The sequence below is a fragment of the Ferrithrix thermotolerans DSM 19514 genome, from assembly GCF_900128965.1.
GTDB classification, from domain to species: domain Bacteria; phylum Actinomycetota; class Acidimicrobiia; order Acidimicrobiales; family Acidimicrobiaceae; genus Ferrithrix; species Ferrithrix thermotolerans.
On record NZ_FQUL01000049.1, the window covers coordinates 1 to 13,339 of the forward strand.

At 49.7% G+C, this 13,339-nt stretch carries 9 protein-coding genes, 1 pseudogene and 1 riboswitch; of the genes and pseudogenes, 6 read left to right on the forward strand and 4 right to left on the reverse strand.

Annotation, left to right across the window (positions count from 1 at the left end; translation table 11 throughout):
- Nucleotides 1–281 (reverse strand): annotated as a pseudogene (locus tag BUA24_RS10790) (IS1634 family transposase); the annotation flags it as partial.
- Between the two features lie 578 nt (nucleotides 282–859).
- Between BUA24_RS10790 and BUA24_RS13465 the strand changes: the two are divergent.
- From BUA24_RS13465 to metX, 3 genes are all read left to right on the forward strand, one after another.
- Entirely contained in the window at nucleotides 860–1,207 is a 348-nt protein-coding gene (locus BUA24_RS13465) for a response regulator transcription factor (RefSeq protein ID WP_072792412.1), read from the forward strand.
- 396 nt (nucleotides 1,208–1,603) lie between these two features.
- A riboswitch (SAM riboswitch) is annotated at nucleotides 1,604–1,715 on the forward strand.
- 463 nt (nucleotides 1,716–2,178) lie between these two features.
- On the forward strand, nucleotides 2,179–3,477 hold the full coding sequence (locus BUA24_RS10800; RefSeq protein ID WP_072792414.1) for a bifunctional o-acetylhomoserine/o-acetylserine sulfhydrylase: 1,299 nt from the start codon (nucleotides 2,179–2,181) through the stop codon (nucleotides 3,475–3,477).
- On the forward strand, nucleotides 3,443–4,621 hold the full coding sequence (gene metX / locus BUA24_RS10805; RefSeq protein WP_218587471.1) for a homoserine O-acetyltransferase MetX: 1,179 nt from the start codon (nucleotides 3,443–3,445) through the stop codon (nucleotides 4,619–4,621). The genes BUA24_RS10800 and metX overlap by 35 nt, the downstream gene beginning before the upstream one ends.
- Nucleotides 4,622–4,841: 220 nt before the next feature.
- Here the strand turns inward: metX and BUA24_RS10810 are convergent, their stop codons facing one another.
- Together BUA24_RS10810 and BUA24_RS10815 are read right to left on the reverse strand one after the other, a co-directional pair.
- A complete protein-coding gene (locus BUA24_RS10810) occupies nucleotides 4,842–6,185 on the reverse strand; it encodes an arsenic transporter (protein WP_072792416.1) in 1,344 nt (447 codons plus the stop codon).
- A complete protein-coding gene (locus BUA24_RS10815; RefSeq protein ID WP_072792418.1) occupies nucleotides 6,185–7,552 on the reverse strand; it encodes an FAD-dependent oxidoreductase in 1,368 nt (455 codons plus the stop codon). Before BUA24_RS10815 ends, BUA24_RS10810 begins: the two co-directional genes overlap by 1 nt.
- 119 nt (nucleotides 7,553–7,671) lie before the next feature.
- Here BUA24_RS10815 and BUA24_RS10820 point away from each other — a divergent pair, with 119 nt between their 5' ends.
- The 3 genes from BUA24_RS10820 (at nucleotide 7,672) to BUA24_RS12630 (ending at nucleotide 12,576) form a co-directional block, all read left to right on the forward strand.
- Nucleotides 7,672–8,025, forward strand: coding sequence for an ArsR/SmtB family transcription factor (locus tag BUA24_RS10820; RefSeq protein ID WP_218587472.1), 354 nt, complete (start codon nucleotides 7,672–7,674; stop codon nucleotides 8,023–8,025).
- 961 nt (nucleotides 8,026–8,986) lie between these two features.
- Nucleotides 8,987–10,417: a mercury(II) reductase gene (merA, locus tag BUA24_RS10825; RefSeq protein WP_072792420.1), complete on the forward strand. Its 1,431-nt coding sequence runs from the start codon at nucleotides 8,987–8,989 to the stop codon at nucleotides 10,415–10,417.
- An 815-nt stretch (nucleotides 10,418–11,232) separates the two neighbouring features.
- Nucleotides 11,233–12,576 carry a coiled-coil domain-containing protein gene (locus BUA24_RS12630; protein ID WP_178138810.1) on the forward strand — a complete coding sequence of 448 codons (1,344 nt, stop codon included), beginning with the start codon at nucleotides 11,233–11,235 and terminating at the stop codon, nucleotides 12,574–12,576.
- Nucleotides 12,577–13,030: 454 nt separating this feature from the next.
- On the opposite strand, the gene BUA24_RS10835 is transcribed toward BUA24_RS12630, so the two are convergent.
- On the reverse strand, nucleotides 13,031–13,258 hold the full coding sequence (locus BUA24_RS10835; protein ID WP_072792424.1) for a hypothetical protein: 228 nt from the start codon (nucleotides 13,256–13,258) through the stop codon (nucleotides 13,031–13,033).
- Nucleotides 13,259–13,339: the final 81 nt, after the last annotated feature.

A 13,339-nucleotide genomic window follows, 5' to 3' on the forward strand; every position in this document is an offset into this window, starting at 1 on the left:
TGGGCGATGATCATCGCCAGGGCCAAGCGTAAATGAACTCGATCGCGTGAATCAACATCAAGGGCACGAACGAGTCCCTCGTTGCGAGCGAGGGTATGCAAGAGCCGTACCGCACCAAGCCTCTTTGCGTCCAAGATCTCAAAGTCAGCGCCAGCCTCAATGACTGGCTTGTTAGAAAGTGCGAGACTCAGTGCCTCAATGGCCTCCATGGGTAGCTTTGAGACATTGGCGATGGTCTCATGCTTGACCTTGCCGTCTTGGCGGTAACTACGCCGAACCAAGAAGGAGTGGTACTCCTTCTCGCCTTATCCGCTCACGATGTGAGAGACATGCATTGATGCGTTATCCCTACCTATAACCTAATACCAACACACATATCTCTCCCTGTCAAGGATATTACTGGCTACACTCTCATGCCAGACTCAGCCATCGTCCCTGGTGGTGGGTACAAAAGGGGGGTTTGGGTGGGGTAAGTTCAGGTTAGAATCCGAGCGCTCCTAATTGCTGGTAAGCCTGACTGGTCACTACTAGGAACGGTTACCCCGGTGACAACGCAGCTCTCTAGCGCACTTGGTTCGTAACAGGATCCAACCAACCCAATAAGTGAGACACCATAAAGAACCCCTTAGCTTTCCTTGCCCGTTCATAGGTTGTGTAGCCTAGACCTCTCAAAATGACGGCTTCAATCTGGCCATACACCCAAGAACGCTAAACAACAAACCGATTCCTGGTCGATCTTGGCACCGGATTACCACTTATTTCCGAAGACCCGCTTATCCACAGTAAATTTCCAAGAGAAAGTTCTTTCACCGAGCCCATTAACACGGTCCGTCTCGTCCCCAAATACCCTGACAGCCCTTTGCGTGGCGCTACTCATCTGGAACGATACATCGAGGTTAAGCGACACGGAGAGGGAACTTTAGCAAGAGCGGACTTCAACGAAGGGCATGCTGACACTTTTTCACAAACGATTTGCGACTTCGAGAACATCGGATATGTTGAGCGCTCATGTCTACTCACCAAACGCGAACTGCAAGTCCTCGTTCTGATGTCGCAAGAGTTGTCCTACAGCGAAATCACTCAACGCCTTCAGATCTCCGTTGGCACTGCTAGAGCACACGGAGCTGCAATTTTACGTAAAACCAGCTCTCACTCCAGAAAAGACGCTGTTGAAAAGGCTCGTTCCATCGGCCTGTTGGGCCTATAGCGGGGAACCTACAACCCTGACAGCCTTTGACCCTTAGCACTCTGACAACTAACATAGAATCAACTGAGTTCAAAAGACGCACAGTAACGGCTTCGAATCTTATCTTGAGGCTCAATCCACAAGCAAGATTTTTGGAAAACCTAAGCGAAGGACACATGCGGTGCATCGTCCATTGCATCAAACGACCAGAACTCTAGCTTCCTTACCTTCGATGACAGAGGTCCAAGGCCTCCCCTACTGGGAACCGTACCCTAATAAAATCATTGACGCACTGAGATGTGCTAAGGGACCAGATCACTAATGGACCACACTCCCCTCTTCAACGAATCGTTGGTCATTTATAAAAATTTTGACAGATCTACAGAAATTCTCGATTCTGACGATAAAGTGATATTAGCTCAAGAATTCTGTCGTAAGCCCTCCGGCATGACAGAATGGCAACCGCTCCCGCAAGACGGTGCTACCGGAGGAAGAGCTGGTCGACGAGGTCAGTCGACAAGGCGGGAAGCCAAAGCTACCATGCTCGGTTTCCCATTGAGACTTGGGAGGCAAGAAGGTCATGGATCGCTTACACAACGGCTTTACCCAACAACTCGCACGACGTTGCGCAAGGGCAAACGCTCTAAGATGCATTCGACCTAGGGTATTTCTCCATGGGTCTGATAGAACTCAGTTTCTAGTTTCGACACGCCGATCGACATCGTCGACCCAAAGCAAAGGGAACAAGGCGATAGGCAGTTCCGGTAGCGACGTCTCCGATATGCGATACCAACCCATATGAAGTGCAAAAACCAGTCACCCTAGCTCAGGTAAGACAATCACCTACATGAGCCACCCTGATAATAACGAAACAGTTTCGACTTATGTGGCCATAGAGCCCTTTACGTAGGCTCTCGTGACCAACACAGTATTACAGCTAAAGCGAACCATGAAAGTTTTACAGTCCACGTACGAAAGGCAGGAAATTAGAGATGTCCCAATGGGGATTTGAGACAAAGCAAATACACGCAGGCGCCTCCGCCGATCCAACCACAGGATCTAGGGCGGTACCGATCTATCAGACCACCAGCTACGTGTTTCGTGATACAGATCATGCTGCAGCACTGTTTGGTTTGGAGGAACTAGGCAACATCTACACCCGGCTCGGCAATCCCACTCAAGCTGTACTTGAAGATCGAGTCACGACCTTAGAAGGTGGGGTCGGCGCACTTGCAACCTCTAGCGGTCAGGCAGCGATCACGCTGGCTCTTACGAACCTGGCGGAAGGTGGAGGACACATAGTCGCTTCATCGTCACTGTACGGAGGTACATACAACCTCCTACACCACACATTGCCGAAGCTGGGAATCTCGACAACCTTTGTAGATGATCCAGACGATCTGAAGCGGTGGGAGGCGGCCATTCGTCCCAACACGAAAGCGTTTTACGCTGAGACGATCGGCAACCCCAAAGGCGACATCGTCGATCTGCGAAATATTGCAGAGATCGCGCACAGAAACGGTATTCCCTTTGTTGTAGACAACACCCTGGCTACCCCTTTCCTTGCCCAACCCCTACGTCACGGAGCCGATATCGTAGTGCATTCGGCTACTAAGTTCATTGGTGGTCACGGTACATCGTTAGGTGGCCTGATTGTAGACGGGGGAAGCTTTGACTTCGAAGCGTCGGGGAGGTTCCCTAACTTCGAACAACCTGACTCCAGTTACCACGGACTTATCTACTCAGAGTTGCCAGAGTCCTTGAGATCTGCACGCTTCATACTAAAGGCACGACTGCAATACATGCGTGATATCGGACCTACAATATCCCCCTTCAACGCCTTCCAGCTTCTTATCGGTCTTGAGACGCTCAGTCTAAGAATGGAGCGCCACGTTGCCAATGCTCAAGCGGTTTCAAGCTGGCTTGAAGCACGAGACGACGTGGCGTGGGTATCCTACGCTGGCTTGGAGACAAGTCCGTGGCATCTCAGACAGAAACAGTACATGCCAAGAGGTGCAGGAGCCATCGTAAGCTTTGGAATAAAAGGAGACGACCAATCCGGGAAGCGATTCATCGAAGGACTTGAGCTATTTAGTCACTTGGCAAACGTTGGAGACGTGCGGAGCCTTGCGATCCATCCTGCCTCCACCACACACTCCCAACTAGCTGATGAAGAAAGATTAGCCTCAGGAGTTACTCCAGACCTTATCCGTCTCTCAATCGGACTAGAGACGATCGACGACATACTGGCCGACCTTGAAGCAGGTTTCCGTGCTGCCAAAGAGGATTGAGTTGTTCAAAGAGACTTCACCGTCTACCATAACCACTAGCGGGAAAATCAAAGTTAGAGTTCTCGAGAGTTTTGAAACTGAGAGCGGAGTAAATGTAGGGCCGATCGAAGTCGCCTACGAAACTTGGGGAACCCTAAACGACTCAGCATCAAACGCCGTTCTAGTTCTTCACGCCCTCACCGGTGACTCTCATGTCATAGGAGAACAAGACCACAATCACCCAACACCGGGATGGTGGAACGGACTTATAGGTCCTGGTCTAGCGATCGACACACGCAAATACTTTGTTGTCTGCCCGAACGTCCTTGGAGGATGCCAAGGTACGACTGGACCAACATCGATCTCCCCAGATGGCCAGATCTATGGCTCAAGGTTCCCCCAGATTACCGTAGGCGATCAGGTAAGAGTGGAGCGAGCCCTCTCCGATCTGCTCGGAATCGACCGCTATGTCGCAGTGATTGGAGGCTCCATGGGGGGTATGCGGGCGCTCGAGTGGGGAGTAAGGTTCCCAGAGTCAAGCGGGAGTATCTTTCTATTGGCTGTCGGACCCTCTGCTACTGCAGAACAGATCGCTCTCTCGTCTCTGCAGATTCAGATTATTCAAAGTGATCCGAACTTTCACCACGGCAACTACCACAAGTTTGGTACGTCACCGGATAACGGACTCCGACTAGCACGAGCCTTGGCACACCTTAGCTACAGAAGTCCAGATGAGATGGAGCGTCGGTTTGGCGCTAACAAGACTCCCTTGGGTGACTACGAGGTCTTCTCCTACCTGCTTCACCACGGTGACAAGCTAGTGAGCCGATTCGACGCCAATTCTTACATAAGACTTTCCCAGGCGATGAGCGATTTCAACGTCGGAAAGGGTCGAGGTGGCATCGAACATGCGTTGAGGGGTATCGATGCTCCACTTACAGTTATCGGCATCTCCTCGGACAGACTCTTCCCAGTATCTCAACAGCACCAGATCGCCGAGAGCGTTCCTAACTGTGCCGGACTACACATCATAGAGTCGGACATTGGTCATGATGGGTTTTTGACTGAAATCCAGAGCATAGGCAAGATCATACAAGAGGCTTTGAACCGTTATTCACAGGGAAAGAGTCACTACTTTGGATACGGGGAGTCAGTGGCGATATAGAGATCACGCATTGAACAAACAAGTCTCTACTTGCGAGGATTCTTTTCGACGGCAGCCTAACTTAGGGCTGCCGTCTAAGACCCGCAAGCAAAAAGTAGACTCACCCTACAAACGGATCCGTTGCACCGTCGCAGTCTATCGCCAAGATCGTTATGGTAGAGTAAACCGATCTTGATCCAACCGAGGCTTGCCAAGTGTTATTGAAGTATCCTTGAGCACTTCAAAGCAACACAAGCCTCACAAAAAGTGCTGTCGTAACCAGCAGCAGAAGCGGAATGGTAAGCACAAATCCGGTTTTTATATAACTCGACCACGATATATCCGTTCCTCTTCGCTTTAGTGTATGAAGCCAAAGCAGCGTAGCCAAAGACCCTATTGGCGTAAGCTTGGGACCAAGGTCGGCACCGATAACGTTCGCATAGACCAAGATACTATGAGTCACTCCGGTAACCGGAACGGCGCTGATCGATAGGGCACCCACTAAAACCGTAGGCATGTTGTTCATTACAGAGGACAAGAAAGCTATCAAAATACCGGTCCCAACCGACGCAAATAAGGGGCTTCCTTTTGCCATAGCGTCTATCACCATGGAGAGATATTGAGTCAGACCGACGTTTTTTAGACCGTAAACTACGATGTACATGCCAAGAGAGAAAACCACTACCTGCCAGGGTGCCTCCTTTAGAAGACGCCTAATCTCCACAGTTGATGGCTCTCTCGGTTCGACTGACGTCGATGACGAGACCTCAACCCCTTGAGAGCTTCTAACGGCAACTAGTATTAGAACTAGCGCTCCGGCTCCAGCAACTACCGACAGAGGAACATGGACCGTACCCGAGAGGATGTAACCTACCAGAAGAAGTAGAGTCACCAGGACTCCAACTCTGAAGGTCCCTCTGTTTCTAATTGCACTGGAAGGAACTTCCATCTTGGATCCATCGTATGAAGTGGGCAAAACCTTTCGATAGAACAGGTACAGCACGATAAGGCTTCCCCCAACAGCAACCAGGTCTACCGGCACCATAACGCTGGCATAGCTCACAAACCCGATGTGAAAGTAGTCGGCCGACACGATGTTAACCAGGTTTGAAACTACCAACGGCAGGCTTGCAGTGTCAGCTATAAAGCCAGACGCCATAATAAACGCCAGCGAAGTATCGGGGGTAAAGCCTAGCTCCAACATCAGCTCCACAACTATCGGAGTAAGCGTGAGTGCTGCGCCATCATTTGCGTACATCGCCGCAATAATTGCCCCAAGGAGTACGACCATGGCAAACAGGCGGACTCCACGACCCTTTCCTAGTCTTGCGAAGTGTAGCGCCATCCATCTAAAAAAACCGGCCCACTCAAGAATCAAGGAAATAATAATGATAGCCACGAAGGTAAAGGTGGCGTTCCACACGATCGACCACACCGTAAGTACGTTGTGGAGATTCACGACCCCCAGCAGAAGGTCGATAATCGCCCCAGCTAAAGCACTGTACCCTATCCCCAGTTTGCGCGGCTGCCATATGACAAGAATCAACGTGACAACAAAGACCAATGATGCCAAGAAGAGCTGCATCAAAAGACAGATCTTTCGAAGTGACCAGACCGCTTCAACCACTCTGCCGCAGCTACCTGTAGTGGATCCCAGGGACTCCCAAAAGGCGGATTATAACTTAGATCAAGATCAAGGAGCTCTGACACACTCAGACCACTATAAAGAGCACTTGCAGCAACATCAATACGTTTATGCACAGCGGTCGATGCTTTACCATACATCTGTACACCTAGAAGCTTTCCCGACCTGAGGTCACCCAGGATCGATAGAGATATTTTCTTGGCTCCTGGGTAGTATGCCTTATGGTCATCGGCCTCGATCTCGACCATCAGGGGAGTGAATCCTTCCTTCACGCTCTGTTGCTGTTTTAGTCCTGTAGTCGCAAAGACATCTTCAAAGACCTTTACTACCTGCGTACCGACCGAACCCATAAACTGATGATCTAGGTAACCGCTAGCCACTTCACCAGCTATTGCTCCTTGTTTGTGAGCCGTCGATCCCAGGGGTTGGTAGGTAAATCGCTTCAGCATGCGATGGTAGGTATGCACAACATCACCGGCTGCTAAAACCGAGGGGTCTGACGTTCTCATCAAAGCATCCACAACAATGGCCGACTGGGAGTTCGTTTCGATTCCGGCTCTCCTAGCGAGCGAGCTGTTGGGAATGACTCCGATAGCGACAACAACTACATCGACACACACCTCCATGCCGTTTGTCAGCAACGCTACCACTTTGCCGTCTTCCGTGGATTTCGCAGTCACCACACCGCATGAGGTATGGACCTCTGTGCCGTTTTCTATAAGAGCTCTTTGAATCCTTTCTGCATGACTCAACTCCGCTGAAGGAAAGATCTGATCGTTCTGTTCGATCAGGTATGTATGAATACCTCTGATCTGAAAGGCCTCTGCCATCTCCACACCTATATATCCCGCTCCAACTACCAATGCTTTCTCAGGATGGCGCTGGCGAATAAAGACCTCTAACGCTTCACCGTCAGACGGTGAGTGGAGGTAGTGGACGAGACCATCTTCAAGATCCGATAGTTCAGGAACTTTCCGCGGCAGAACACCGGTGCCCAAGATCAGAGTGTCGTAGGAGATCTCCTCCCCTTGCTCGGTGAATACTTTCTTTTTATCGCAACTCAACTCCCGTACCTCGGTACCCAATCGCAAGTCAATCCCAAGCGACCTAAGATCATCAGGTGTTCTGTGGAATAGATCTCTAAACTCACCGATCTCACCGGAATGCAGATAAGGAAGACCGCACACCGAATAGTTGGGGTGATGATCCTTAGTAAGAATCTGTACAGAGAACTCGGGTTGAAGTTGTTTTATCCTAAGTGCAGCTGAAACCCCTGCGTCACTTCCCCCAACGATAACCACTCTCATCCGAGATGTCCTTTCGTATATATTGACGCTTATCAATATATACGTTGCGAAGAGATACGACTGTCTAGTGCCTAGAATCCAACTATAAAAAATAAGCAAAAATTAGAAAGGTCTTGGACGTGAAGATCGAAGACGAACCTACTTTAGATGTCGGCCTCCACGTGACGACTGAAGAGATCATCTTTAGCGTCTCAGACGTAGCCGTCTTGCACGCACTGTCCGATCCCATTCGCCTCAAGATTCTTGCTCTAATAGCAAGCGCACAAAGACAAGAGATGTGTGCATGCGATCTTGTCGTTCCAACCGACAAGTCACAGCCGACCATCTCTCACCATCTCAAGGTTCTCGTAGAGTCGGGCTTACTGACATCTAAGAGACAAGGGCGTTGGATGATATACTCTATCTCAAACGACGCTCTCTCCTCGCTACTAAAAAAACTAGGCAAACTGATACCCTCTAAAGGCCAAACCTAAAGACACATAATCCTTACCCAAGAATAAGACATCCATGGTTTGCAGAACGCTTACCCTCTGATCTTGGTTGGCTCTTCACCAAGCTGAGATGGATGAAAAAACGATCTTCGACCTAGGTAGCGGTCACTACTCTAGGGCCACTAACAATCAGAGCAACCACGGGAACTCTTACGAAAACCACTCAAGTCGCTCAATCTAAAGGTAGCTTACCTCTTCTTGGACCACGTATCCCTAAACACCAGTCGACACTTATCGCGTTGCCCTCCGTGTCGAGGTGTATACAGGACTTCGGCGGTAAAAACCTTAGAATATTTATCGCCCAAAGCACCTTGTCTAAAGGCGCTACTCCGTAGATCTACAAAACCGAATCGTTCAACCTAAACCGTAACATTAAAGTCAACTAACTTTATCTACTAGCTACAATATGGTCGCAGTCGCCGAAATCATTGAGATGAATGCCCTTATGCGCGCGGTTGATCAGAAAGTAGACATCGACACGGCTAGCAGCATCATAACCTTCACTGCGGCCTAGCGATGATACCCCCAAACGTCTAGCTCGGACTGTTGAACTGCTTTACAGCAGGCTTCCTTTCGAAACTCACCAGACTTGGTCAACTGGGACAAGATGACTGTAACCGACAGGTCTAAGACCCTAACACCGCTCGCAAACTGTTTGAGAGATTCTGTATCAATACCTGATCACCCGCTTGATGGGACCCTTGGTGCATGATGCTCAAAGTCTCAGTAACTGTCCAATGACTCTGTTTTTCACATCAAGCGGACACTTTTACAGTTGAAGATGCGATCTCCTGGTACCCGTGGGACCTAATCAATTAATTTTTCAAGAATCTAAAGAAAGATGATCCTTCTAGTTAACTGGAGTGTTTTTAGTGTGTTTTTTTAGAACACGAAGGCCCGTACAACGATGACCGCCTGAGGATCATAGGAAAGGAGCAGGTACATGGCTTTGAACCATAAGTCAACATACGATCTTGCCATAGTAGGCTCAGGAAGCGCCGCATTCTCTACTGCCATTCACGCCAAGGGACTCGGGGCAAGTGTTGTACTGATAGAGCAGGGAATAATAGGAGGAACCTGCGTAAATGTAGGATGCGTACCTTCTAAGGCACTTCTTGCAGCCGCAGAGGCTCGCCACATAGCTCTCACTCAGATGTTTCCAGGAATCAACACCAATGTAGGTCCAGTAGACATGAAGGCATTGTTAGCTGGCAAGCGAGACATGGTTACAGGCCTACGAAAAGAAAAATATGAAGATCTTGCCAAAGTCTACGGTTTTGAGATTACTTATGGAGTAGCTTCATTTGCGCCAAATGGTTCACTATCTGTGAAGCGTCACGAAGAAAACGAAGATATGGAGATACAAGCATCTCATTATGTGATAGCCACAGGTGCCTCTCCGTTTATTCCACCTATTCCGGGTCTTGGATCGGTCAACTTCCTGACATCGACCACAGCAATGGAGGTCGAGGAACTCCCGAGACACATAATTGTCATAGGTGCTAACGCAGTCGGACTCGAGCAAGCACAGCTCTTTAGCCACCTAGGGGCGAGGGTCACCATCGTTGAACTTCAAGATCGCATAGCTCCATTTGAGGAGCCAGAGATATCTGAGACGCTTCGCAGCGTCTTGGTGGAAGAAGGGGTTCAGGTACTGACAGGTTCTGCAGTTGAATCCGTACGGCAAGAAGGAAAGGACATCAAGATCGATCTAAAGCATCTCGGGGAAAATCTCCATTTAGAAGGAGACGCCATCCTCATCGCTACCGGCCGGACACCAAATACTTCAAATTTAGGCCTGAAACATATGGGGGTGGAGGTTGGTCCTAAAGGCGAGGTCTTAGTTGACGACCAGCTGAAAACGACCAATCCAAAAGTTTTTGCAGCTGGTGACGTAACTGGAGCTCCACAATTCGTCTACGTTGCAGGACAACACGGGACTATAGTTGCGGACAACGCAATATCGAACGCTGGACGCAAAGTGGACTATCGCACCCTCCCACGGGTCACATTCACTACTCCTCAAATAGCATCGGTAGGTCTCACCGACCAAGCTGCCATAGAAGCAGGGTACAGTTGCGACTGTCGAGTGCTTGACCTCAGTTACGTTCCTCGAGCATTGGTCAACCGCAACACTAAAGGACTGGTGAAAATCGTTGCGGACGGGGACACGGGACGAGTACTTGGAGTTCATATGCTAGCAGACGGAGCCGCTGAATCTATTCTCGCTGGAGTATACGCTCTGGAGGCTAACTTTACTGTGGAAAAACTAGCGTCCGTCTGGGCACCTTACCTTACCATGTCAGAATCGATTCGCCTCACCGCTCAATCGTTCAACCGGAACGTATCCTTGCTCTCCTGTTGTGCCTCTTAGCATTGATACCGGGGTTATCTGTATCGGTGAGAAGGAAAATGAGACGGTGTTACCCGTTGATGTCTTTGGAAACGTACTCTCGGTCATAACAGATTTACGAAGTCCACGAATAAGTTTAGACAACCCATATCGAGTTGATGTACGACTCTGATCGTGATTATTTGCACGGGTAACTTAGTGACTACGACTCCCAACACCGGCCGATCAACGTCGATGAAGACGATCTTACGGGTCTTACTACCTTACGCTTGAACTGCCTGTTCTTATGGCTTTCATCTATTGCGACACAGGTACTCACCCTTCAAATATTCCTTCGGGCCACCTGGTGAGACATACCACGACCGTGCCCCACATCTATCGTACCCTAGCTACGAGGAAGTGAACTGAGTCGGACAGTACCGCTTTGAAAGTCGAAGATCTAATCGCTGGCCGTTCTAAAGAGCGACCGATGTCTAAAGTGGAATCTCGACGCTTTCCATTTAGACTAGCCTCAAATTACCTCCTATGACACAGCTTTTCTAGCCTGAATCTTTCTCGTAGTCATCTCGCAATAAGACCTTCCCTGGAATGCTGGCGTATAGTAGAAAGTCTTTTGGTGAGTCGGTATCTAACTCAATGCAAAGTCGCCTCGCTTGCCAAGAGATAGCGTCCAAATCTAGACATCGACGATTTAGCTAGAGGCACATTTGACCGATAACTGCTGGTGAAAGATAAGTTATGTAGAAGCGGGGCAGCCACAGGGCGTAATCGGATAACGTGGTTCAAGTTAGACGAACGTCTGGGACTAGAGAGTTTCAAATATTGGAGTAGAAAATATGACAATAGGAGAAGGAAGCAAAAGGCCACAGTTCGCTAAGAAAGCAGTAGCTTTAGGATTTGCAATAGCAGCATCTACCCTTGGCTTTTCAGGTCAAGCATCCGCAAACCAGCTGCAAAGTGCGAAAGACCAGGTCAGTGCCCTTACTAACACAATAGATCAGTTGCGTCTACAGATTCAATCAGCGTCTATCCGCTACCAGGAGACCGAGGCACAGCTGCAACAGACACAATCTACTATCGCCCTGCTTCAACGTCAGATCAGCGCGAAGCGCCAAGAGATCAAGGTTCTCCACGCTAAGGTAACCGCTGAGGCGGTACATCTCTTCATACAAGGTGGTTCCATTCCTTCATGGTTTGTCGCCGTTCAAGGCAATCCGAGTTCGTTGGAGGTAGTGCAGGAAGATGTATCTACAGCCTCCTCAATCCAACAACAGGCGGTCATTCAGTACCAAATTGCACAAGAACAGTTGAAGACCAAGGTACAGAGTCTCAATGACCTAGAAGCTCAACAAAAATCCATGGTAGCGGCGGCTCAAAGTTATCAAACTAAGGTTCAAGAGGCGATAGCTCAAGCTCAAAGTCAGCTATCCTCAGCCAGCTCTCAAGTCCAAGCCCTGGTCGCACAGCAAGAACAAGAACAGATTTTAGCTGCACAACAAGCAGCTGCACAACAAGCAGCTGCACAGCAAGCAGCTGCACAGCAAGCAGCTGCACAACAAGCAGCTGCACAGCAAGCAGCTGCACAACAAGCAGCTGCACAGCAAGCAGCTGCACAACAAGCAGCTGCGAACAACACCTCTGCACCTACGCAAGGCAGCACAAACAACCCCAGTCCAGCGCCGATTGTGTCTTCGAGCGCCTACGAGAATCCCCTAAGAGCCATAAGCGGCCTAGTCTCCGAACGAATCGATCAGGGTGTTGACTTCAACGGGTCGGGTCCCATATATGCAATAGGTGATGGAGTTGTTTTGAATACTTACAACGGTGGCTGGCCTAACGGGGTGTACATCTCCTATCGGCTGACAAACGGTCCCGCTGCTGGCGACGTAGTTTACGTGGCAGAGTCAGTCAATCCAGATGTTACGCCGGGTGAAACTGTGACACCTAACACGGTCATAGGTACCCTTTATAACGGACCTTCCGGAATTGAGACTGGATGGGCTAATCCAGCAGGTGATGGTACGACGATGGCTGCCATATACGGTCAGTTCTACGGAGCAAACTCAACCGCCTTTGGGTATAACTTCTCTCAACTGCTTACTTCCCTTGGAGGCCCCGGCGGCGTTTTGCAAAATGACCCTGCCACCGGATCGATTCCATCGGGTTGGCCACAGTGGTAAGAGCAGAAAGCCTTCCTTCGTTACAAGTGCAATCGATCGCGTGATTTATTCCGCAATAACTACACTTCCAACAGTAGACAACTCGAGAACCGCTTCATTGGACGGCGTACCGTGCAGGTACAGTGAATGGCAAAGGACTATATCTTCTTTTGACAACGTCTCCGAAAAAGCATTTGAAGTCACTTAGCGCCTAAAGAGCTAAAATACTGCTCTAGCACCAACACGGCATTTGATGGACGCGTATCCAATTCCCATCTAAGCACACATCATAAGTTACCCTTTTTGAAGGAATTGGTGAATCAGCGTCACAGAGAACTAGCTACAGCCCTAACCCCACCATCACCCCAACTACTCTAGTAGAACGCACCAGCACATAGCGAGCTTTAAGTCCTCACCAGGCGGCCTAAAGCTTACTCAGAGAACCCTATCTCAGTCGGGAGAGAAGTTAGCCAACCTAGTGTCCCTTGTCACAAGTGGCTTCAAGAACAGTAGGCTCGAGGTATTTCTGCATTGAAGCGAAGATCTCGTCGGCGCTCTTGGTCCAGATGAAGGGCTTGGGGTCGTTGTTCCAGTTGTCAGTCCACTCCTTGATGCCACGGGTGAGCTCGGCGACGCTGCGATGCACGCTGCGCTGGAGGTACTTGGTGGTCAGGGCTGCGAATAAGCGCTCAACCTGGAACATCGGCGGACGAGTACGTCGGGGTGAAGTGGAACACAAATCGCAGATGGCGAAGGAGCCAGGTTCTCACCGCCTCGGTCTTGT